19 protein-coding genes and 2 pseudogenes are annotated in these 22,374 nt (G+C 50.0%); 4 read left to right on the top strand and 17 right to left on the bottom strand.

Features of this window, described 5'->3' with window-relative positions; translation table 11 throughout:
- Window positions 1-524: 524 nt before the first annotated feature.
- The 3 genes from PXY01_RS20695 to PXY01_RS20705 form a co-directional block, all read right to left on the bottom strand.
- On the bottom strand, window positions 525-1,289 hold the full coding sequence (locus PXY01_RS20695) for an SDR family NAD(P)-dependent oxidoreductase (protein WP_174721859.1): 765 nt from the start codon (window positions 1,287-1,289) through the stop codon (window positions 525-527).
- A gap of 553 nt (window positions 1,290-1,842) precedes the next feature.
- On the bottom strand, window positions 1,843-2,658 hold the full coding sequence (gene speD, locus PXY01_RS20700; RefSeq protein ID WP_127572830.1) for an adenosylmethionine decarboxylase: 816 nt from the start codon (window positions 2,656-2,658) through the stop codon (window positions 1,843-1,845).
- Window positions 2,659-2,959: 301 nt separating this feature from the next.
- Window positions 2,960-3,835, bottom strand: coding sequence for a radical SAM/SPASM domain-containing protein (locus tag PXY01_RS20705; protein ID WP_127572832.1), 876 nt, complete (start codon window positions 3,833-3,835; stop codon window positions 2,960-2,962).
- 242 nt (window positions 3,836-4,077) lie between these two features.
- Between PXY01_RS20705 and PXY01_RS20710 the strand changes: the two genes are divergently transcribed.
- The 3 genes from PXY01_RS20710 (at window position 4,078) to PXY01_RS20720 (ending at window position 5,209) form a co-directional block, all read left to right on the top strand.
- A complete protein-coding gene (locus tag PXY01_RS20710; protein WP_127572834.1) occupies window positions 4,078-4,359 on the top strand; it encodes a hypothetical protein in 282 nt (93 codons plus the stop codon).
- Window positions 4,356-4,643 (top strand): hypothetical protein, encoded by a 288-nt coding sequence (locus PXY01_RS20715; RefSeq protein WP_127572836.1) that lies wholly within the window; start codon window positions 4,356-4,358, stop codon window positions 4,641-4,643. The genes PXY01_RS20710 and PXY01_RS20715 overlap by 4 nt, the downstream gene beginning before the upstream one ends.
- Window positions 4,644-4,867: 224 nt before the next feature.
- Complete coding sequence (locus PXY01_RS20720) at window positions 4,868-5,209, top strand: hypothetical protein (protein WP_127572838.1); 342 nt, start codon at window positions 4,868-4,870, stop codon at window positions 5,207-5,209.
- 85 nt (window positions 5,210-5,294) lie between these two features.
- Here the strand turns inward: PXY01_RS20720 and PXY01_RS20725 are convergent, their stop codons facing one another.
- The 3 genes from PXY01_RS20725 to htpG form a co-directional block, all read right to left on the bottom strand.
- Window positions 5,295-8,681 carry a DEAD/DEAH box helicase gene (locus PXY01_RS20725; RefSeq protein ID WP_127572840.1) on the bottom strand — a complete coding sequence of 1,129 codons (3,387 nt, stop codon included), beginning with the start codon at window positions 8,679-8,681 and terminating at the stop codon, window positions 5,295-5,297.
- Window positions 8,678-9,322, bottom strand: a complete 645-nt coding sequence (locus PXY01_RS20730; RefSeq protein ID WP_127572842.1) for a P-loop nucleotide/nucleoside kinase family protein — start codon at window positions 9,320-9,322, stop codon at window positions 8,678-8,680. Before PXY01_RS20730 ends, PXY01_RS20725 begins: the two co-directional genes overlap by 4 nt.
- A gap of 107 nt (window positions 9,323-9,429) precedes the next feature.
- Window positions 9,430-11,304 (bottom strand): molecular chaperone HtpG, encoded by a 1,875-nt coding sequence (gene htpG / locus PXY01_RS20735; RefSeq protein ID WP_127572844.1) that lies wholly within the window; start codon window positions 11,302-11,304, stop codon window positions 9,430-9,432.
- A gap of 227 nt (window positions 11,305-11,531) precedes the next feature.
- Here htpG and PXY01_RS20740 point away from each other — a divergent pair, with 227 nt between their 5' ends.
- Window positions 11,532-11,792, top strand: coding sequence for a hypothetical protein (locus tag PXY01_RS20740; protein ID WP_127572846.1), 261 nt, complete (start codon window positions 11,532-11,534; stop codon window positions 11,790-11,792).
- Between the two features lie 41 nt (window positions 11,793-11,833).
- Here PXY01_RS20740 and PXY01_RS20745 read toward each other — a convergent pair whose 3' ends face one another.
- The 11 genes and pseudogenes from PXY01_RS20745 to PXY01_RS20795 form a co-directional block, all read right to left on the bottom strand.
- A complete protein-coding gene (locus PXY01_RS20745) occupies window positions 11,834-12,511 on the bottom strand; it encodes a class I SAM-dependent methyltransferase (protein ID WP_307719406.1) in 678 nt (225 codons plus the stop codon).
- Window positions 12,512-12,814: 303 nt separating this feature from the next.
- Window positions 12,815-13,621, bottom strand: coding sequence for an enoyl-CoA hydratase (locus PXY01_RS20750; protein WP_246028039.1), 807 nt, complete (start codon window positions 13,619-13,621; stop codon window positions 12,815-12,817).
- Window positions 13,622-13,688: 67 nt separating this feature from the next.
- Window positions 13,689-14,015: a ribonuclease E inhibitor RraB gene (locus PXY01_RS20755; protein ID WP_246028042.1), complete on the bottom strand. Its 327-nt coding sequence runs from the start codon at window positions 14,013-14,015 to the stop codon at window positions 13,689-13,691.
- Between the two features lie 127 nt (window positions 14,016-14,142).
- Entirely contained in the window at window positions 14,143-14,490 is a 348-nt protein-coding gene (locus tag PXY01_RS20760) for a hypothetical protein (protein ID WP_127572850.1), read from the bottom strand.
- A gap of 126 nt (window positions 14,491-14,616) precedes the next feature.
- Window positions 14,617-15,738, bottom strand: a complete 1,122-nt coding sequence (locus tag PXY01_RS20765; RefSeq protein WP_127572852.1) for an MBL fold metallo-hydrolase — start codon at window positions 15,736-15,738, stop codon at window positions 14,617-14,619.
- 114 nt (window positions 15,739-15,852) lie between these two features.
- Window positions 15,853-16,167, bottom strand: coding sequence for a diguanylate cyclase domain-containing protein (locus PXY01_RS23115; protein WP_127572854.1), 315 nt, complete (start codon window positions 16,165-16,167; stop codon window positions 15,853-15,855).
- A gap of 392 nt (window positions 16,168-16,559) precedes the next feature.
- Window positions 16,560-18,987 (bottom strand): annotated as a pseudogene (locus PXY01_RS20775) (DEAD/DEAH box helicase family protein).
- Window positions 18,968-19,297 carry a nucleoside triphosphate pyrophosphohydrolase gene (locus PXY01_RS20780; protein WP_127572856.1) on the bottom strand — a complete coding sequence of 110 codons (330 nt, stop codon included), beginning with the start codon at window positions 19,295-19,297 and terminating at the stop codon, window positions 18,968-18,970. Before PXY01_RS20780 ends, PXY01_RS20775 begins: the two are co-directional and overlap by 20 nt.
- Window positions 19,298-19,575: 278 nt before the next feature.
- A pseudogene (locus tag PXY01_RS20785) lies at window positions 19,576-20,096 on the bottom strand (IS256 family transposase); the annotation flags it as partial.
- 546 nt (window positions 20,097-20,642) lie between these two features.
- Window positions 20,643-20,999 (bottom strand): HIRAN domain-containing protein, encoded by a 357-nt coding sequence (locus PXY01_RS20790; RefSeq protein ID WP_127572858.1) that lies wholly within the window; start codon window positions 20,997-20,999, stop codon window positions 20,643-20,645.
- A 163-nt stretch (window positions 21,000-21,162) separates the two neighbouring features.
- Window positions 21,163-22,113: a helix-turn-helix transcriptional regulator gene (locus tag PXY01_RS20795; protein ID WP_127572860.1), complete on the bottom strand. Its 951-nt coding sequence runs from the start codon at window positions 22,111-22,113 to the stop codon at window positions 21,163-21,165.
- Between the last annotated feature and the right edge of the window lie 261 nt (window positions 22,114-22,374).

Here is a 22,374-nt window from a genome sequence, read left to right on the forward strand (position 1 = left end):
CTTTCGACAACGATCATTATCTTATCACATAACAATCTGTTGTGCAAGCTTTATTTTCTCAAGTTCGGAATTTGTTATTCCTGCACTTGTTCTCTTCAAGCCCGCCCGACTCGTTCATCTCGGCCGGAATTAGAATATACCATAGGAATCAAACATAATGCAACTGTTTTTTATAAACTTTATTGATTTTCTTTTTGAAACGGGGATATCAAACTGCCGCTGAAGACTGATTTCATTAGACTTTCGCTAGAATAACCGCTTCGTTAAGCATATTCAACATTAATAAACGTTAATGATAATGGATAATAACATTTATGACCTATCTCGGAAACCGACAGCTTATGCACCAAGCTGTCCCGAGATTCGGCCTTAAAGACAATCGGGCATTGAATAACCGTGCACAGCGCATTCTGGATAATCCGTACCGAGTGATCGGATGAAATGGCTCCATAACAACTAGCAAAAAATAAAGCTCAGCGCATAATTAAGTTATAACCAGCGTCTGAGCATATTTCAATAATCGATTAGATTGTCGGCATGACGTTACCGCCTGATACCGGCACATACGCACCGGTTATGTAGCTGGCAAGATCGGATGCGAGAAATGCGACGACGTTCGCGATTTCCTGATCCGTTCCCCGGCGGCGAAGCGGCACGCTGCTGCTGTAGTCCACACTTTCTTCAGTGCCGTTCTTGCGGTCGCGCTCGCTGATCGTCCACCCTGGCGCTACTTGGTTCACCGTAATTTGATGCTCGCCGATTTCTTTCGCTAATACGCGGCATACGCCGTCCATCCCCCGTTTACCTGCAACATAAGCGGATTGCGTGGGGAAATTTTGCATAACGCATTCCGTATTAATTGCAATTAGTCGTCCAGCGCGCTGCTCGATCATATGCGGAACAAAAGCCTTAGCCGCGTGGACAAGCTGCATGACCGTCGTGTTGAATTGATCCACATAATCATTTACGTCCTGCTCCAATACGGAAGTCCATTTATATGAAGAGACAGCATTAGCTACGACGATCGTTGGCAGCCGGAACTCCGCCTCCAGCTTCAGCTTCATCTGCTGGACGGATTCCAGCTTCGACATATCTGCCTGCACGATATACGCCTGTCGCCCAATCTGCTCAATCTCTTCCTTCAACTCCCGAGCTTTCGACTCGCTGCTGAAATAATGAATAATGATATCTGCTCCGCTCTTCGCAAGCGTCCGTGCCATCACACGACCCAGCTCGCCTGTCGCTCCGGTTACGAGAGCCGTTCTATTCGTCAAATCAATCGCAATCATAGCGTCGTACAGCCTCCTTCAAATAATAAAAGCTCATCAATCCCTCACCCATAGCGTTGAACGATCTGGCTGTTCAACTCTTTGTCTCTATATAGACTAGTTCGCAGAAAAGTTCCACTATCCTCCAAAATATACAAGAAAGCCTTCGGCTCTAGCATCTGCTAATCATCCGAAGGCTTAAATTGACGAATGCTTAATCCCCATTTCTAGGAAGATAACGGTTTGCTATAATACTCATATACAACGGATTTGGGTGGGATAGGCTGCCTCCGGGAAGGAGGTGAGGCCATGAAATTTTCGTTGCAAGAAGTGATTATGCTAGGCATCTTTCTGCTGGCTTTACTCACTTACTTAAACGAAAATAACCCGCCCAGGTTCGCGCCAAGGGTAACGGGTTATCTTCTGATGCTTCTTTGCTTGGAGGTTTCCCACCCACAAGTTGTATCGGGAGAAGTGAGGCGCACCTCTCTTGTTTCTGTTCTAATCATACACCTTGATTTTTAGACTCACAAGGATGTCTACGTCTCATGACAACACTACACCCTCAACGCTCTTACTTAATTGACTTTAATGGTTTTCCATAGAATATTTCATCCATCTCCATCTTCAAGCGCCGCGTAATGTTCTCCTGCTCCTGCTCGCTCAGCTTATCCTTCGTATAGCCGAATAAATAATTGTTGAGATCGAACTTATGCAGCTTGCACTTCGTATGAAAAATGTTCTCCTGATACACGTTAACGTCAATCATGTCATACTGATCGATAATCTCGTCAGGGATGTAGTTCTGAATCGAGTTAATATCGTGATCAATGAACAGTTTGCTGCCTGTAATATCCCGCGTGAACCCGCGCACCCGGTAATCGATCGTCATGACGTCGGTTTCGAACGAATGGATCAAATAGTTAAGCGCCTTGAGCGGCGAAATTTCTCCGCAGGTCGAGACATCGATGTCGGCTCGAAACGTACTAATGCCTTCGCTTGGATGATATTCCGGATAGGTATGCACCGTAATATGGCTTTTGTCCAGCTGCATCACGACGCTGTCGGGCAGAGGACCCGGCGACTCCTCGAACGATTCGCTCGGCACCTCGACGACCGGCCCCTCCGATACGAGCAGCGTCACGCTCGCACCCTGCGGTACGTAGTCCTGCTTCGCTATGTTCAGCACATGCGCACCGATAATTTCAGCCACTGTACTTAAAATATGGGTTAGACGATCGGAATTGTACTGCTCGTCAATATATTCGATATAAGCTTCCCGTTCCTCCTTCGTCTTCGTGTAGCAAATATCGTACATGTTGAAGCTAAGCGATTTCGTCAAATTGTTGAAGCCGTGAAGCGTAATTCTCTCCTCTTGTGTAAAAGCCAACACGAACCCCCTCCTGTACAACCGTAATATTGCCTAAACGGGATTGGTTGATTCACCATGTATTTACAAAATGAGGTGCATCCGCAAGGTCAAAGCTTCTTAAATTCTCCTCTGGTTAGGGAAGAGGAATACGCACGGACCGAGACGTCATCACTGCTGTGCCGAAACTATGGAAACGCGCTAAAGCCGATGCTCGTCAACTTCCTGAATGACGAAGGCTCATGAACTCAACAGAATAACAAGCCTACATAACACAAAGACATCCGGAAGCCGGATGTCTTTGTGTTATGGGGTCTGAGCGCTAAGCGCCGAACCGCTGACGGTAGCCGCAGCGGCGGCACAGCTCTTCTACCGCCTCACGGCGGGAGAAGCCGTAGTATAAATTGTTCGCGCGCTCCCCTTCGATAATCTCGGAGAACGACGTCTCGTGGATGTTGCCAAGATTGATAACGCCTTCGCCGTCCAAGCAGCAAGGTACGACCGTTCCATCGACCAGCACGGCCGCCTGGGTGCGCAGCGCGTGGCAGAAGCCGCGGCCATCGTCCTCAGGCGCATCGAGACTTGGCCATTGGAACTCGTAATCTTGGTTAATGTACACATTGCTCGCTAGCCGGATTCCTTTGCCTGGCTCAACCTTCTCCTCGATCTTGTAATCGAGATTAAATTCCCGCTCCAGAATCGAAAGCGTCTCGCGGTTGCGCTGGCGCTCGGCGTTCGTCAAATTGTCCTGCGTTAGATTCCATAAGCGGAACGAGAACAGAACGTTATACGCTGATGCTTCCCGGACGAACGCCAATATCTCGGCAAGATAGCCGTCACGATTCTCCGAGCCGATGTGACCATCGAAGCTGTGCAGCGAGAAATTCATCTGACGAAGCGCCGGCTTGCCGAGCAGCTTCGGTTTATTTTTCGTAATGAGCGTGCCGTTCGTCGTAATGTTAACCTTGAAGCCTTTGTCATGAGCGGCATCTAGCAGCTCGTCGATCTTCGGATGTAGGAGCGGCTCGCCTTTCACATGCAAATAAATATGGTTCGTATGAGGTTTAATCTGATCCAGCACATGATTGAACGTGTCCAGCTTGATGAACCCTTTGGCGCGGGCCGTCGGCGGACAAAATGTGCAGGCGAGATTGCATATGCTCGTAATCTCGATATATACCTTCTTGAATGTTTTCAATGAGAAAGCCCCATTCCATAATCATGCTCAATTCTATTTGTCATCCTATTATTATAGCAAACTTGCACAGCAATAGAAGCAGAGAACTCGTGGGAGTCGGGATAGGAACGATTCCAAGTATGACTCTAGATTACATTTTATATAAAATGAAGTATAATGAGGTAAGTACAGTTTCCACAATTTCCGATCATCGATCATACCTCCAGAGGTAATCGTCATGACGGCAAATAGGAGTGATTGGAATGACCGTACGCAAAAAAACGATAAACAGACCGTCGAACGGCGAACTGCGAGAAGACGACATTCTAAAATTTCATGTTCATACAAATTCCAACTACGGAATCTACTACCGTGATAGTAACGACGTCGTACATCACGTTGCAACGATTCGTAACCCGGTAATAGGCGGACGAGCCTTCTTCAAAGAAAGAGTGTCAAGAAGAGATGATGGCGCACAAGCTGTTCTAGCGAAGAGGGCGACGATAGCTGCCAATCGCCAACGCGTCAAGGAAAGCGGAAAATGACAGCGAACAAAGCGTCGATCGAGCCGGATGCACTCACCCGTGATCTGGAGGCCGTTTCGCGCTACATCCAAGAGGAATTGGAGCGTATTAACCGGAACTATCAAGGCGAAACAAAGGAATATATGATCGGCATGCTTGCTCACAGCGTGGGCCATATGGTGCTCAGCATCGACTACAAAGCACTTAACCTTCATACGCTGGATCATCTGTTTGAACCGCTCGATACAACATTTGAAGAGGTTCGCCGAGCTATCAGGAGGGATTTAGATTGGCAAGAGCTGTAGTATTCTTCGGTCCTCCAGCAATCGGCAAAACCTTTTCGCTCGAAAGAGAGAAGAAGAAGGCGAAATACAGTCGTTGCCAGCTAGTAAATCTCGACAAAGACCTATAGAACCGATACTTGTTCGAGCCCCTTCTCGTCAAGACGCCTACTAAATCACCGACCGACTTATTATGGAGAACGACAAGCCATCTCGTTGAATTGCTGTCTTCGGAGTTCCGACCGGTATTGGAGCGGCAAGCAGACAACGATCGTAAGGAGCTTGTCGTTTTTCAATTGACGCTTGGTTGCAACAGCAGCTTCAGCCGAATCGTACAGAGCCTGAAACAAGAACGTGCCGGCAAAGAACGGTTCGATCATATTTTGTGGGACAAGAAGTCGTCGATCACGTATCGAGTAGAGCTTACACGAGTCCGCTCTAAAGGGGTGGACATATCCAACTGTACTGGGCTTGAGTTGGAACGAAATTTAGCACTCAATATTTATACCGCAGACGAAATTGAAATACAGGACGCCTCCGTCCTTTTGAACAAAGCCGCAGCAACACCATACATACTAGCAACGGGATAATACCGATCACATACGAAGAGCCCAGATCATGTTGTCTGGGCTCTTCGTATGTATAGCCGGGCCAGCAGCAAATTGTAAAGCGATCTTAAAGCTGCAAAATTTCCCGTATATCCTCTTCCGTCATCGAGCTAAGCGGCTGTTCGCCCGGCTGAATCACTTCGTCGATTAGCTGCATTTTGCGCTGCTGAAGCTCGTACATTTTGTCCTCGACCGTGCCTCGTGCGGCAAGACGGATCACTTGAACGACGTTCCTCTGCCCGATCCGGTGCGCACGGTCGGTCGCTTGCTGCTCGACGGCCGGATTCCACCATAAATCGTACAAAATAACGGTGTCCGCGCCGGTCAGATTAAGCCCCGTCCCCCCGGCCTTCATCGAGATTAGAAACAGCTCCTTCTCCCCCCGATTGAATCGAGCACACAGCTCCGCCCGCTCCTGCGGCGGCGTGCTGCCATCCAGGTAGAAGAGCGGTACGCCTCGAACGCCCAGCTCACGCCGAATAAGCTCCAGCATACCAGTAAATTGCGAGAAGACGAGCATTCGCTTGCCTGCATTGCGGCAGTCCTCAACAATGTCGAGCAGCTGCTCCAGCTTAGCCGAGCTGCCTCTGTAGCCCTCGACGAACAGAGCGGGATGACAGCAGATTTGGCGAAGGCGGGTAATGCCAGCCAAAATTTTAATCCGGTTGCGGTCCAGCTCCCGATCGTCGAGATGCTTCAGCGTCTCCATGCGCAGTTGAGCCAGATAAGCCGCATAGAGCTTCTTCTGCTCCGGCAGCAGCTCGGACGATTGCAGCGTCTCGATCTTATCCGGCAGCTCCTTGAGCACGTCCTTCTTCAGCCTGCGCAGCAGAAAAGGGCGCGTCCGCTTCGCTACGCTCTCTCGCGTCAGCTCGTGGAACCGCTGGCGACTCGGGAACAGCGCCGGAAAGACCGCGTTGTAGATCGACCACAGCTCCTCAAGCCGGTTCTCGATCGGAGTACCCGTTAACCCGAATCGGTATTTGGCCTGAAGCTGCTTTACGGCCTGCGCCGTCTGCGTCGTGTAGTTCTTAATGTACTGCGCTTCGTCCAAGATCAACGTATGGAACGCAAGCGGTGCATACAGCTTCGCGTCCCGCCGAAGAATGGGATACGAGGTGATAATGACATCCGCTTCCGGCGAAAGCATATTCCGCTCGCGCTCCGGCTTGGTGCCGGCTGCAATCACCGCACGAATCGAAGGCGCGAACCGGTGCAGCTCCTGCTGCCAATTGTACATAAGCGATGCAGGGCAGACAATGAGCGACGGCAGACGCTGCTCTCTTATTTCAGGCAGCATCGATAGCAGGAACGCGATGCTCTGAACCGTTTTGCCTAGACCCATGTCGTCTGCCAGAATGCCGCCGAACCGGTAGTGGGCAAGCGTCCGCATCCATTGATAGCCGATCGTCTGATAGTCTCTTAAGACTGCCGTCAGCTCCTCCGGTACCGGGAAGTTCAAGCTGTCGGGGTGGCGCATATTGTAGAGCAGCTGCCGCAGCGAACGGCCGAGCTTCACCGCCCGTCCCTCCACATCGATATCGAGCAAGCGGAGGCTGCGCACGGACGGAACTCGGATACGGGCATCGATCAGCTCGGAATACCGAACGCCCAGCAGATTCATCAGACGAGCGATCTCCGCGAACTCCTCACCTTCCAGCGGTGCAAGCGAGCCATCGGGCAGACGGTAGTACCGTCTTTTCTCCTCGATGGCCTGCAGCACCTTCTTAATGTCCCGCTCGGGAATGCCATCGAGCTCGAACCTAAATTCCAGCCAATCGGTCCGAACATCGACGTCTGCCTTCACGGTCGGCGCTCCGACGCCGACTGCGATTCTCGTCTTCACGGCGGACGTCGCATAGACGTCCAGCAGCTTTTCCAGCTCAGGGACGATATGATAGAGGAACTCGTATTCCGCATCGTCACCGCTCATCATATAGCCGCCCTCGGTAGCCATAAAATCAGCCTGACCCATCAGCTCAAGAATCCGCTGCTCGCGTTCCCCGTCACGCATAATAATCCGCTGATGGCCATTCCGCTGCTCCGCTCCTTCAAGCGGCGAGATGACGATATCTCCGTAATGAAATTCGAGCGCCGCAAGCAGCCGATCGTGAACCCGATCAAGATAAAGCTTCGCCTTCAGCGGCGTATGCACGACCTTCTCCGACACGCTAGTGGCAATATGGACGCCCCCCAGCTTCATAAGCCCCGGCACGACACGCTCCATGAACGCTTCCATCTGCGAGGGGGATATGCGAAACCGACTGCCGTTCGTCCGGCCAAGCAACGATTGCAGCTGGGCAAGCTGCTTGCTCTGCGTCTCGGTCAGCTTATGCAGCTTGCCTTCAATAATCGCAAAGCTATAAGCGTCCATCACCGTCACAGCATCCAAGCCTTCGACGTGGAGATGGAAGAATGGCATATCAGGAGAAGAGCCCGTCGGGTGAGTCCGACGGCGCCGGTAAACATTCTCGACCGCTTCTTCCTCAAATGTAAATCGCAGCGGCAGCGGTTCGTCGGTAAGCTCCAATCCGTTATAGGCGATACTGTGGACGATCAGCTGGACATCCGGCGTTTCGACCAGCTTAGGCAGCAGCGTCTCCCATCCTGCCGGCGTAATGAGCATGATCCGGTCGTTCGCAGACATGGGAGCTCTATCTCTATTAGGCATATAACCTGCTTCCATCGTGTTCGCGTGTATCCGATCGCTGCCGCCGAGGCGAATCAGCTCCTGGATAACCGCATCGGTCCGCTGTGGAAACCGGTACTGCTCAGGGTCGTACGTAAAATATTTCGAGAACGAATACGTTTCCCGCCGCTCTACTGCATCCAACAAGCTGTACAGCTTCGGCACGACGTACAGCTTGTTCGGCTGCGGCCCAACCTTCAGCTCGATGCCGAACATAAGCCCCCCGCGATGCTGCTGCGGGGTCACGATGAATGAGGCTTCAAGCGGCTCCCTCGTATCGAACTGCGTCCTGGTTCCACTTGGCCGCCGCGGCTTGCCGCCGAACAGCGCAAGTACCGCGCTGGTCAGCTGCTCCTCTTCGACGGCTGCAATCGCTGCCGAGTCAGCCTCCCTGCTGACCGCTGATTCCTTCTCCGCTGCAATTTCAACATTCCCCTTACCTGCCCCGCTCTGCTTCGGCGGCCCCATTGACACATCCGCTTCATGCAGCAAAATTTCGAGCAATACAGCCGCGACATGACTGCAATAGCTATCGTAAGAGGACAGTGCAGGACAGGTGCATTGTGCCGCCGTCTTACCTTCCTCGTTCCGCTTAACGATGACATCGAAGCCGCCGTTTACTTGAACCGTAGCTTTATATAGAGGAAGCCGCGAATCGGCATGCGTGAACAGCACTTTGCCGCTTCGCCGATACTTCTCACCCTTGCGGTACGAAGTAACACCACACAGCCGCTGAATTTCTTGATGCGATAACTGCATACTCATGGTCGCTGTCCTTCCTGCATCGGACTAGGTCCGTCTCCAGCTTCCTCCCCGAACACGAACCGCTCCAGCCGATCTATCGCTGCGTCCGTCATCTCTTCCGAATTATCGAAATAAAGAATAGAGCCCTCGGGCAGCCTCCAGCGCACATCCCGGCGGACAAGCGCTGCGCGGAACGCTTCCCAATGGTCCAGCTTCCATTGGTCCAGCTCCGAGCCGCGCTGAACGATCCGTTCATAATAATGCTGCTCGCTCGGCAAATAGACGAAGACAGCCTTCACCAAGACACCGTCTTCTCCCGTTTGTCCTTCGATCCGTGACAGCTCCCGACCGATCCAATCTGGATCGTCCAGCTCTTTCGTAAAAGGGCCGATCACGACCGCATCGACGCCGCTTGCTGCATTCTCAAGCGCGGCATCCATCGTAATCCGATAACCGAGATCACGACATAACCGCTTATATTCAGACGAATCACGGTCGCTCGGGTCAAGCCCCGCCTGATTCATGATCGCTTCCGCTGCCGGACGAAGCAGCGTATCCATATCGAGCACCGCCATTCTGCAGCGTCGAGCCAGAGCCTTCGCCAGCGTTGTCTTGCCGGCCCCTGCAGGACCGACGAACATTACGATCCGAGCCTTCGTCATCGACCGTCCCTCCCAATTCGTCAATCATTCGTATGATTACGATAATAGCATATTTGCAGCCCAAAAAGCCGATGCCCCTTCACATCAGGACATCGGCTCGTATTTCATTACACCATTACTTTGCAAATATCGTTCGTGAACGCGACCGGATCTTGGATCGGCAGCCCTTCAATTAGAAGCGCTTGGTTGTACAGCAGATTCGTGTACAGCTTCAGCTTCTCGGGATCGGATGCGTGTGCCGCCTTCAGCGTCTGATAAACCTCATGGTTGACGTTGATCTCCAGTACCTTATCCGCCTGCACATCGGCGCCGTTCGGCATCGCTTTTAAAATTTTCTCCATCTCAATCGACACTTCGCCTTCAGCCGACAAGCAGACCGGATGCGACTTCAGCCGTTTGGACGCTTTGACCTTCTTCACTTGACCGGCGAGAATCGTCCCCATCTGCTCGAACAGATCCTTGCTCTCCTCCGCATCGTCCGCTTTGTCGTCCGTGTCCGACTCGATGCCAAGATCGCCGCTCGATACCGACTTGAACGATTTCTCCTTATAGCTGTTCAGCGCCTTAATTGCGAACTCGTCAATATCGTCGGTGAAGTACAAAATTTCATAACCCTTGTCCGCCACAAGCTCCGTCTGCGGCAGCTTCTCGATTCGCTCGATCGAATCGCCGGTCGCATAGTAAATATACTTCTGATCTTCCGGCATTCTCGACACATATTCATCGAGCGTAACCAGCTTCTTCTCCTTCGAGGAGTAGAATAGGAGAAGATCCTGTAGATCGTCCTTATTCGCGCCAAAATCGTTATATACGCCGAACTTCAGCTGACGGCCGAACGACTGGAAGAACTTCTCGTATTTCTCGCGCTCGTCCTTAACCAAGCTAAGCAGCTGGCTCTTAATCTTGTTCTTAATATTTTTCGCAATCAGCTTCAGCTGACGGTCATGCTGCAGCAGCTCGCGGGAAATATTGAGCGACAGATCCTCGGAATCGACCATCCCTTTGACGAAGCTGAAATAGTCCGGCAGCAGGTCCGCGCATTTATCCATAATGAGAACGCCGTTAGAATAGAGCTCCAGGCCTTTCTCGTATTCCTTCGTATAGTAATCGAACGGCGTACGCTCCGGAATGAACAGAATCGCATTGTAGACTACGGCGCCATCGGCGCTAATATGAATATGTTTAATCGGCTTGTCGAAGCCGTAACGTTTCTCGAAATAGAAGTTCTCGTAATCTTCATTCGTCAGCTCACTCTTATTCTTCCGCCAGATCGGAATCATGCTGTTAACCGTCTGCTCTTCGACGATTTCCTCGAATTCATTATCCGCCCCTTCCTTCGGACGGGACGTTGTGAAATCCATTTTGATCGGATAGCGAATGAAGTCGGAATATTTCTTCACGATTGCCTTCAGCCGGTATGGCTCCAGAAATTCGTCGTACTGGTCGTCCTCCGTATTCGGCTTAATCTTCATCGTAATCTCGGTGCCGACCGTCGCTTTCTCGCAAGGCGTAATCGTGTAGCCGTCCGCGCCTTCCGATTCCCACTTGTACGCTTCGTCGCTGCCGAGCGCACGGCTGACCACCGTTACGACGTCCGCAACCATGAAGGCCGAATAGAAGCCTACACCGAATTGGCCGATAATGTTATGTCCGTCCTTCGCCTCGTTCTCCTGCTTGAACGCAAGCGAGCCGCTCTTGGCGATCGTACCGAGGTTGTTCTCGAGCTCCTCCCGCGTCATCCCGATACCGGTATCAGTAATCGTGAGCGTACGAGCAGCTTTGTCCGCCGTTATTTTAATAAAATAGTCATCCTTATTAAATACGAGCTTGTCGTCCGTCAGCGCTTTGTAATAAATTTTGTCGATCGCATCGCTAGCGTTAGAGATAAGCTCCCGCAAAAAGATCTCGCGCTGCGTATAGATCGAGTTGATCATCATTTCGAGCAGCCGCTTCGATTCGGCTTTGAACGCTGTTTTCGTCATGAACCAATCTCCTTCCTTCCAACTTCTTACGTTTATTATTAGCACTCACTCCATGAGAGTGCCAGCACTTCTTTCTATATATCACAAGCCAAAAAATGATGTCAATAGCGCGGCACGGAATTGGTCCCTATTCATCATTTGGTGGAGTGCCTGCGGTCATACGCATACTCGCATTTTGTCATAGATTCATATATTGAGAGTATCCAAACTATAAAGGAGAGTCGGTAATGGAACAATATTGGGCCAAGCAATCGCGCAAGAACAAGAAAGGATCAACGGTCAACATTATTACAATCGTCAAAGGGAACCTCGTCATCCAATATGCAACCAGCAGCGGCCAAATTATTAAAGTGATCTCCGATGCGAAATTTGGCGGACAAAGTGCATTTTTCGGCGGCAGCAACACGAAAGAGAAAACAGTCGATCTGAAGAAAGTATACAAAAAGCCGAAGCGCTATCCTTCCTTCAAAAAAGGCATGTTCTATTAACCGACCGACGGCGTCTGTCACCCGACAGACGCCGTCGTACATTATCGCGATATGCTAGCCTTCCATACCGTCCAGCGATCCTGCTCAAAGATCAGGCCCGCATTCGCAGCCAGCTTCGTTCGAATAGAATCCACTAATTCTTGCAGCTGCGCATCATCAAGGTCGTGCAAAATCGAACGGCCGGTTCGCTTCATCAGGTCGTCAGCCAACTGCTCGAAATTGCTGTACACACGCCGCGTCTCCCACAACTGAAAGGTCTCAATATGACTGAAGCCGGCAGCGGTCAGCGCCTCGTTCACGCTGCGGCTCGTATGTCTACGTTCCGTCTCGATCTGTGTAAGGAAAGGGAACTTCTCGAAGAAATAGCCGCGAATATGATTCGCACTTCCTTCCAAAGTGCGGTCCTCCGGCGTTCGGTCTTGAACGAGCAGCATGCCACCATCGGCTAACAGCCGGAATGCCTCTTGGAAGCAGGGTAGAAGCTCTTTCTGCTGCAGATGATGAATGAGCGCCCGCTCCAATACAACATCGAATTGTCCGCCAGGCAGCGTCGTATTCAAAGCATCGCCTTTCGTGAACTCGACATTGTCGAGATCGGAGCAATAGCTGCGTGCCGATTCAAGGCTTATGTCCGAGTAATCGACCCCCGTAACGCTGGCTGCGCCCAGACCAGCGATTGCCTTTGAATAGATGCCCCCGCCGCACCCAATATCAAGCACCCGCTTCTACCTGAACGTCTATCCACTCTTGAAGCTTCATCAGCCAGGACAGATCGGCATCGCGTCCCGCATAGGTGAACCTTACACGTTCATGGTGGAAATCAATTGGCATTCCCTTCACCTCCCTACTCTGTTTGTTCCATTGTGTGAAACCTAGTTTTATTTTTATACTATAATCTTACTGTAATACAACGAATTAAGGAAGAGATTACTCTTCTCTTCCTTAATTCTCACACTATATATTCCCCAGGAAATGATGCGATCTCAGCTTCATTTGACATGGGCACCCATACCTCGACAAATCTATCGGTCCCGAAAGCCCGCTTTCCGTTTCTCTACGAACGCCGTAACTCCTTCGCGCATATCCTCGCTTACAAATAATTCACCGAACAGCTCCGCTTCAAGCTGCAAGCCTTCTTCCAATGTGACGTCCAACCCTCGCGATATCGCCTTGAGCGCAGCCGCCACCGATACGGAGCTTCGCTCGCTGGCAATATATTCAGCCCATTGCACTGCTGTAGATTGAAGCTCGTCAGCCGGCACTGCCCGATTGACGAGCCCTATTCGCTCTGCTTCCTTGCCGGTGATTGGACGACTCATAAGAATCATCTCGACCGCTTTCGCTTGTCCAACGAGCCGTGCCAGCCGCTGCGTACCGCCGTACCCCGGAATTAAGCCTAGCTTCAGCTCTGGCAGCCCCAGCTGTGCATCATTAGCTGCGATTCGCAGATGACAGCACATCGCCAGCTCCAATCCACCTCCAAGCGCCCCGCCGTTAATGGCACAAATTACCGGCTTCGTCATTGCCGCGATACGCTGAAACGTCTGTGAGGCGGACAAAGCCATTAGGCTGCCCTGCTCCTTGTCTCCGAATGCTCCACTAAATTCTTTAATATCCGCACCGGCAACGAATAGCTTTCCTTCCCCGGTAAGCACGATCGCTTTTACTTCCGTATCAACTGCCAACCGCTCCATACATGCAGCCAGCTCCGCTATTACCGCTGTGCTCAGCGCGTTGACCGGCGGCCGATGAATCGTCACATATGCGACCCTCTTATCCGTGCGCAGCTTTACATATTGGTACGCCGCTTCCGATTGAGATGGTGTCACCACAGTGGAGCCCCTTTCCAGCTCAATTCTCTAAACTACCCTGTTCGTTAGTTGACTGTTCAGCCGGCTACTCTAACGGGAACCCGTTCCCGTCGTATTGAACGCCGAACCGCTCCGCATAATTTTGAGCCTTCTCATCTTCACTAGCAATATCGCGGACCATCACTTCCGCCATCGAATAGATCGACCATTCTATGACTCCGTTATGTTCAGAGGAATGCGGTAGGCTCACCTTGTATCCGTCCGCTTGCAGCTGCAATTGAAGTGCCCGCAGTCTTTCTTCATACTCCGAGTAATAATATTGCTCCAGCGTTATTTTTCTATCTGCATCCGTATCATCGTTAGTTGGATCGTGACCACACCCTGCGAGCAGGATGAGGACGAACAGCATCATATACCGCAAAAGAATACAGTCCTCCCTTACACCTATCCCGGCTTTTCTATCTAAAAACTGGGTCTCCCGCAATAATATTGTTATCCATTCCTAAAAGCTTGTCCGTCAAGCATCACCAGCGTATTCATCAGATTCTCCGGACTTGAAGGGATTGAATTCGTTTCGTTGTATATGTACCCCGTAACGCTTCCTCTGAAATCATATTTAGCTTCACCAAGCTCGCTACCTTAGCCGGATCGGCTTTAGAGACCAGCCTCCATACACTGGCCTCTGGAAGCGCCTCGTATAGGCGGGAATCGTCATACACTCTCCGATCCTGCTGTACAATCCGCGCACCATAACCTCCCGCGAGCCGTTCTTCCCCTTCATGCTGCGCGCACCAGGCGATAATCTCCTCTCGAAGCTCATCAAGCGCCTGCTCTAGCTCCTTCTGCTGCTGCTTCAGCTCATAATAGGTTCTAAGCGTCTCTTCCATATATATTACCACTCCCCCGCTATTCATCATTCCATTCTATGAATGAGCGTAGGAACGTATTACACATTTGCCGCTAACCTATTTTATCGTGGCTACGCTATATTCACCATCCGCCCCAGACTGCATCTATCTCCACCAGGCAGCATTCGGATAAGCTTCATCGTCTACTTCTGAGCCTACAATAATCGGCACCGTCTGACCTATTCTCGGGGTCGCTACCTTAACGCCCTGCTCCTTCGCACGCCTTGTCACCCGTTCAATCGGATCTGTCCAAGCATGCATCGCCAGCGTAAAAGCAGCCCAATGAATCGGAAGCATCACCCCGCCGCGTACATCAAGATGCGCCTGCACCGTTTGCTCCGGCATCATATGGATCGCTGCCCAGCTCTCATTATATTGACCACATTCCATCAGCGTGAAATCAAACGGCCCGAACCGCTGCCCAATCTCTGCAAAATGAGGCCCGTACCCGCTGTCGCCACTGAAGTAGACGCTTGCCTGCTTGCCCTTCACCACCCATGAGCACCAGAGTGTCGTATTACGGTCATGAAGACTTCGACCGGAGAAATGTCTCGCCGGCGTACATACAAGCTTAATTCCTTGACAATCGTATTCATCCCACCAGTCGAGCTGCTTGATCCGGTTCGGCTCTACCCCCCAGCGCTCCAGATGGCTGCCGACGCCGAGCGGCACGATGAACTGCTGAACCTTGTCCTTCAGCTTCTTGATCGAGCCGTAGTCCAGATGGTCGTAGTGATCGTGGGACAAAATGACGGCATCAATCCGCGGCAGATGCTCAATTCGGAACGGTAGTGATCGGCTGTATCGCTTGCTGCCGATGAACGGGAACGGTGACGGAGCTAAGCCAAACATCGGATCGAGCAGCAGCGCCTGTCCATCCAGCTCCAGCAGCGCTGCCGAATGACCGAACCATGTTACAGCAGGTTGATTGCGGCTTCGGATCTTCTTCACGTCGAAATCCGCCATCGGCAGCGGCTGTCGTGGCTTTCTCTGACGAATGCCTCTCATGTACTGCTTCAGCAGCGGCGCCAGATCCTGTGCATTCATGCTTAAAGAAGTTGGAATTTGATTTACGAAGATACCCTCGCCATAATTGACCGACATCTTATTACGGCTTAAATGCTCCTTGGCCGGTTTCCTTCCGAATGCAGGATAATAGCGTAATACAGCAGCCGTTGCGGTAGCAAGCGCAGCCACGACAGTCACGAAGAGAAGTAAGATCGTCATCCTTCATATCCCTCATCTATTAATAAAAGATAATCCTATTAAATCCTAATTCTCCCTGTCAATGCAACCGCCCTTCTGCCTGGATGACAACCCCACAGCGCTAACCCCAACCCGCTAACGGTTGCAACCGTTCTCCTTCACCTCATACTGAACAAGATCCGCCGCTTCGTCCAGTTTGGCATTAGACAGCAGCTCCTGCCGTACAGCCTGGGACGCTGCGATGGAGCCAACAGGCAGCATTAGGGCGAATTCCTCCCCGCCATATCTAGTAGCCTGGCCGCCATGCGCTTGAGCGCAACCGTGCAATACCTCTACGCCCCTCCTCAAGCAATCATCTCCATGAAGATGACCATACGTATCATAATGTCCACATGAACGGTGGGCCGATGTACCCAGCTTGCCATAAACGAGCAGCGACTTCCCATTCACTTATAACTGATCGGGTTATGCATCTTACATAATATGTATTTATATTCAAACATGACTTTAGTACGAGGACTTTAATTGTATATATTAATATAGCAATAATTTACGATTGAATGAATAAATAACAGTAAAAAAGGTTGATTTTTTCAAAGATAAAACAATGCCTAGTACAGTTTGTTTACTTGACTTATACGACTAGCTTCACTGTATCCGCATAATGCACGTGACTGGAGGAGGTATACCGTAACCACTAACGTTCCAGCAGCAAAAAAAAAACGAGCAGTCCCCTCCTTAGAAAAGGTAGGGGGCCGCTCGCTCGGTACAAGTCGCACTGGCGATAGACAATTCGGTTGTATGGATACCGTTCGTGATAGTTGTGAGGGGTTATGAAATGGTCATTTATGCTTATTGACTCTCCGCTCAAAATGCAGGTGCAAACGATACTGACATATTTCATATGTCCATCGATGTAAGATGGCGCTCTCCTCCAACGTAGGATCGATCTTTAATGAAAACCGCTCACCATCAAAAGCTGTCATACTGCCCTTAACGGAGCCCCACTTCGTCATCGGCATCTGAGCTATAAGCCGACTCATGCCAATCTCATCATAAGTCCAAAGTCGCTGCGACTCCCGATCCGAGAAATCAATACGTCTACGATATTCCTTCTCCGTCAGATAACGGTGGAAGAATGGAGCAACCTCAGTTGGTGATACCGGCTTCGTCCAACGTGTCACGCCGCGTTTGAGCATGTAGTGCAGAACGATCATTTTATAACTTTTGGTCATAGCGGTCTTCTCTACATCGCGGAGCCATGCTTCATATTTGCAGTATATCTCCGCTTCCTTGGCCGTTAAGCAATCCGCCCAATGTAGAAAGCCGATATAGGAACCGAATTCATTACGGTACTCGATACTATTCGTGCTGCCGTTAAGGTGAAGCTCCAGATAAGTAGGAATTCGTCCCAATTCATGCTTTAGTTCCAGGAATGATCGAAGAAGTTGATCACGATGCGGCAGTCGTTTGCGACTTAACTCATCCAGCAAATTAATAACGCGAGTTTCAAGGTTTATCTCGCAATTCGCAGGAGCAGTAGGTACACTGGTTCCTTTCTTCCCGCTTCTCCTATCAACCTCGTCCATAGATAAAAGCTTCAGTTTCACATCTGCATTGCGATAGTTCGATAATCGTGCAGTGCGTTTTCTGTTCTGCTAAGCGAAGGCCGCGGCCAACCTGTTGGGTGAATACAGTTAAAGATTCCGTCGGCCGGACAAAAAGCAGCGTGTCTACGCTCGGAATATCGATCCCTTCATTAAACAAATCGACCGTAAAGATCACTTCCAGACTGCCCTCTGTAATCTGGCGGATAGCCTCTTCCCTCGTAATCCCAACCGTTCCGGAATGAAGACTAATCGCGTTCGTTCCCTGCTCCAGAAAATAGTTCGCTAGGAAATCTGCTTGTTTGATTGAAGAACAGAACCCAATCGTTCGCGTCTGTTTATGCTTCAACCACGCTTCATATATCTTGGAGGCCTGACTTCTTCTTAACTGAGCTGCAGCAAGTTGCTCCTCGTCATAGCGAGTGCCCAGCCATCGAATATTCGTATAGTCTGTGTCGTCATAGACGCCGTAGTATCGGTAAGGCGACAACCACCCCCGGCGAATCGTCTCGATAAAATGAATCTGATAAGCCACGTTTCCGCCGCATATCGCATAGACATCCTTGCCGTCCATTCGATCAGGTGTCGCTGTAATGCCCAGAAGAAATTTGGGCTGAAAGTAATCAATCACAGACTGATATGATGCTGCCGCAGCATGATGAAACTCGTCAACCACAATCAGATCGAATCGATCTGGCTCGAACGACTCTCGATGCTTCTTCCTCCCAAGCGTATAGATCGAGGCAAACACGCAGTCCGCCTCGCCTTCTTTATGCTGACCGTTATATACGCCGTAAGTACGATCAGGCATGATACGTTGAAAAGACTTCTGAGCCTGATACAAAATTTCCTCACGATGAGCGATGAACAGGACACGAGTAAACCTCTGCGCGAAAAAACCTGCTAAATACGTTTTGCCTAACCCCGTCGCCATGACAACCATCGCTTTGTCGTACTCTTCTTCCAGTGTTCGCTCCAATTCTTCAAGCGCAGCCACTTGTGCTGGTCTTGGCTTCAATTGTACGTATGTGTCATCAACAGACTCAACTTCAAGCTGCCCAGTACCGGATGGTCGATACTCCGCTTCTTCCATCTCCGTAATCTGACGGATCAGCTCTGGATTTCTCTGATGCTAGAACGCATATTCATCTTCATAAATATTAATTGTACTGTCATTGAGAGGCAATGTAGATTCGTGGTAAAAATTGCGCATAAACTTATCCATAGCCAATTGGAACGTATACGGCTCAACCTGTGCATTCATCGATAAGTTCCATTCCATGCCCATACGCATCGCAGACAACGAGAAGTTGGAGGAACCAACAATTAACACTCCTTCTCCATTGTCATAATCGAACAGATACGCTTTCGGATGAAATGACGCTCCGGCGCTTCGCCATAATCGCGCTTCCAGCCTTTCATCTATCTCCTTCAATGCCCGAAGGCCCTCAGGTTGCGTAACGTATAAATAATCTCCGGCAAGCACCTTGACCTCGGCACCGTTATCCAAAGCTCTCTTCAGATGTGGAGCCAACAATCGTACGCCCGACTGCATGACGAAGGAAGTCATCATGTAGATTCCTGAAGCGTTCTGCATGCCAGCGATCAGATCATCGGCCAAATTTTCTGTTATAAGCTTTACATTAAGCTTCGTCGTCGACATCGATTAGATACACACGCTTCTCAAATCCACCGCGCTTTTCTGCTTTCTGAATACGAATCGCTTCAAGCTGTTCACAACTTGCCCCATGCGCGCCAGCCAGCGCCCTGATTACTTCCAGCATATCGGCAAGTTCTTCGAGTGCGTCTTGTTGGTTGTTGGTTTGCAAATACTCCGCAGTTTCTTCCCGGAGTTTCGTGTGGAGTTCCTGTACGTATTCTTCCTCATCCAAAATTCGAGTACGGCAGGTCTTCCCGTCTTTCTCGATGATTTGTGGGATTTTATCTCGAACAAGTTTGTTGTATACAGGCATATAATCACCTTCTGTTAAGGGAGTAGTTACATGGATAGTTTAACACAGAACTAGTTGTAAATAGATAAACTACCAATGTAGGTTATTACTTTAGTCTATCCATAAGACAACAGGTTGTCAGGGAATGGGTGTTCTTGCTAATTAGAAATGAAAACGCCGATAATCCATCGGCGTTTAACGTCAAACATAGGGAGAATAAATTCACCAACCGAGCGAGGGTCTGTCAAGAATTTTGTGTAAACTCTTTTATTAGGAATTCCCCCGAGGGGGAATTGGCCTAGCCAGAACTTCGAGGACTCGTTCTCACCGATCCACATGCCCAGTACGTCCTTATTTCCATCCAGATCAATGCCGATCACCATGTACGCTGCTTTGTTGACAATGGCACCCTCTTGCTTCACTTTGAAGTGGATAGCGTCGAGAAAGACAACCGCATATACGCTCTGCAGCGGCCGATTCTGCCATTCCTTAATAAGCGGCATGATCTTATTGGTGACATTGGAGATGAGCGTAGCTGAAACGTCGATGCCGTATAGCCCATTCAGGTGATCTTGAATCTCTCGTGTCGTTACCCCTTTGGCATAAAGCGCAATGATCTGGTCCTCAATGCCGGTTACGTTGGACTGATGCTTCTTCACCACAAGAGGCTCAAACTCGCCATTACGGTCGCGTGGAACAGAGATCTCCTGCTCACCGTATTCACTTACGACCGTCTTACAACTTTCTCGTTTCGGCTATTGGTCGTTGCTTTGTTCTTCACCTCGTGCTTCTCGTAGCCAAGATGCATGTCCATCTCGGCTCAAGATGCGCAGAACGCTTTGAAGGATCTCTTTGCCGAGACGATCCAGTAAATGCTGGAGGCCGAGTTTCAGCCTTCACCTTACAATTCCCGGTCACTTTCTGATACACACACTTGACATGAGTAGAGTTTAGTATATGTTATCCCCTAAAACGTGTTCTGCGCCTCACCCTTATCAGCGATAATATAAAGAATGTTAACACGAATTAGCCTAATATATAACCGCATCCTTATTCTAAATTACCTCTGCTCGACTCCACTATCTTCAACCGCACGCACCGCCTCTGATCTGATTTATCGAGTTCATCTGTTTGGATAGCCGTTCGCAAAATATCATTAGCGTGAGCAGCCAGAATAGTGCGATTGCAGCTTACGTCGCCTCTGCTGACCGTTTTATCCGATTGATGGATGGATAATTTGCTCGACATCTGCAATTAGCCTCATAAACTGCAGCCGCCATTCATAGTCAGCGCTGTAAATTTGCCTAGCTCAACAATCTTATCTGACTCGCTTTAGATGCGTAACGCAATCATCACCAAACCCTCTCTACCCCTTCCATTTCCCTTTAGCAAGCACATCAAACAAAATGAAGTCCGGCTCATTCGTATTCGGTGATAGTTCTATAATAGCCGTATCCTTGAAAACAAATCGAACGATTCCGCCGGTACGCTGCTCGAAGGTATCGTAGATTCGTCCTGCGCTCTTGCAGCCTCTTGGTACCGTATTCGGACTATTGGCGATGTAACCGATCTTGCCAATTGGACTGATCTCGACGGAGATCGCTTCTTCGTCGTAGGGGTTGTCCGGATCTTTGACAAGCTGAACGGCAAGGCCGGGCTTCAAGAAGCTCGCTCCATAATAATGGTTCAATCCTGTAATCGCAGCGTATTGTACAGCCTCCATCTTATCTCCCCCTTTCTTCGCGTCTATCATCTCACTCCATGATCTTCTCACTACCTATTATCATAATCCATCATCACGTCAACACCTTGTCAGCGAATATGCGTTCGGCTTCATTGCCTTTTGCTGCGTTCTTGTTCTATCCGCGATTGCCCGGTCCGCTAACCTACTGATACACCCTGCTCCATTCCGCAAGCTGCTGCTTCAGCGCTTCTCTTGCTGACTTCGGCTCCAAGATTTCGGCCGCTGGGCCGTACTGCAGAATCCAACGCATGAACTCCCGCTCGTTGTTCACTGTCACCTCGAACGTCATGCTGCCGTCCTTATATTTCTTCATGCGCGGATGGACGAACAACTCCTCTTCCTCAATATAACGGGCTACCTCAGCGTTGAACCGCACCTTGAACGTTAGGTTACGATCGCCGTTTTCGATCGACCATGTATTCTTCAAATATTGCTTAATGTTAAAATCACCCTTATCAAACGTGTCACTCGTAAGCTCAACCTGCTGAAATCGACTGATCCGGAACGTCCGGATTCCCTGCTTCAAATGGCAATAGCCAATCAGGTAAAACTTCTGGTCGCGCGGCACCAGATAGTATGGGTCGATCTGACGCTCGGTCGTCTCATTGCGCGACTGTGTATGGTAGACGGTGCGGATCGTTCGATGCTCTAATATGGCTTGGATGATTGGCTGCAGGAAATTCGGACTTTCCTTGCGGTATGCCGGAGTTCCCATCTGAATAATGTTTGTAATGTCCTCGATAATATGGGTCTGCTGCGATTTCTCGTGGCGATGCATCCCCATTACTTTGTCGTATGCGGTCAGAAACCCGTGCGGCAGCTTATCAGGATCTATCACAGACGGAAGCAGCGAGAATGCGAGCGCCTCCTGCTCGGTGAAGCTAAGCGGGGGCATAAAAAACTCATCCATAAACCGGTAGCCCGTCCCACGCCTTTCATTCCACAGAGGAGCGATCAAAGCGACCGTATCGAGATCGCGGTAGATCGTCCGTATGTTAACGTCACACTTGAGCGCCAAATCGGCTGCAGTGATACCTGGATTCGCTTGTATTGCGTTTATAATGTTAAAGATGCGAATGATTTTATCAATCATAACGACACTCCCTCTACATCCTTACTTATTCCATAACCATTAATCCATGCCCATAGCATGATACCGTCCCATTACTTACCTCAATAATATAAGACTATTTTACTATCGAAGCCGGTAGAGTGAAATCGTTTCCAGGAAAACTTTAGATAAAGCTTAACTACTGGAATATGAAATGATTCTATGGCAATAAAAGTCGACTATATACCTAAAAAAGCCCAAGCATCGGCCTTTATCGGCCATGCTTAAGCTTCAACCGCTCCT

Origin of the sequence: Paenibacillus xylaniclasticus, from assembly GCF_004001065.1 — a bacterium.
Lineage (GTDB): Bacteria > Bacillota > Bacilli > Paenibacillales > Paenibacillaceae > Paenibacillus_T > Paenibacillus_T xylaniclasticus.

Excerpts from the sequence above, each read along its gene's own strand:
- PXY01_RS20780 (WP_127572856.1), bottom strand. The coding sequence starts at position 19,297 with ATGCCTGTATACAACAAACTTGTTCGAGATAAAATCCCACAAATCATC.
- PXY01_RS20725 (WP_127572840.1), bottom strand. The coding sequence starts at position 8,681 with ATGAGTATGCAGTTATCGCATCAAGAAATTCAGCGGCTGTGTGGTGTT.
- PXY01_RS20730 (WP_127572842.1), bottom strand. The coding sequence starts at position 9,322 with ATGACGAAGGCTCGGATCGTAATGTTCGTCGGTCCTGCAGGGGCCGGC.
- PXY01_RS20740 (WP_127572846.1), top strand. The coding sequence starts at position 11,532 with ATGGAACAATATTGGGCCAAGCAATCGCGCAAGAACAAGAAAGGATCA.
- PXY01_RS20765 (WP_127572852.1), bottom strand. The coding sequence starts at position 15,738 with ATGACGATCTTACTTCTCTTCGTGACTGTCGTGGCTGCGCTTGCTACC.
- htpG (WP_127572844.1), bottom strand. The coding sequence starts at position 11,304 with ATGACGAAAACAGCGTTCAAAGCCGAATCGAAGCGGCTGCTCGAAATG.
- PXY01_RS20795 (WP_127572860.1), bottom strand. The coding sequence starts at position 22,113 with ATGATTGATAAAATCATTCGCATCTTTAACATTATAAACGCAATACAA.
- PXY01_RS20695 (WP_174721859.1), bottom strand. The coding sequence starts at position 1,289 with ATGATTGCGATTGATTTGACGAATAGAACGGCTCTCGTAACCGGAGCG.
- PXY01_RS20760 (WP_127572850.1), bottom strand. The coding sequence starts at position 14,490 with ATGGAAGAGACGCTTAGAACCTATTATGAGCTGAAGCAGCAGCAGAAG.
- PXY01_RS20790 (WP_127572858.1), bottom strand. The coding sequence starts at position 20,999 with ATGGAGGCTGTACAATACGCTGCGATTACAGGATTGAACCATTATTAT.
- PXY01_RS20755 (WP_246028042.1), bottom strand. The coding sequence starts at position 14,015 with ATGATGCTGTTCGTCCTCATCCTGCTCGCAGGGTGTGGTCACGATCCA.
- PXY01_RS20710 (WP_127572834.1), top strand. The coding sequence starts at position 4,078 with ATGACCGTACGCAAAAAAACGATAAACAGACCGTCGAACGGCGAACTG.
- PXY01_RS20715 (WP_127572836.1), top strand. The coding sequence starts at position 4,356 with ATGACAGCGAACAAAGCGTCGATCGAGCCGGATGCACTCACCCGTGAT.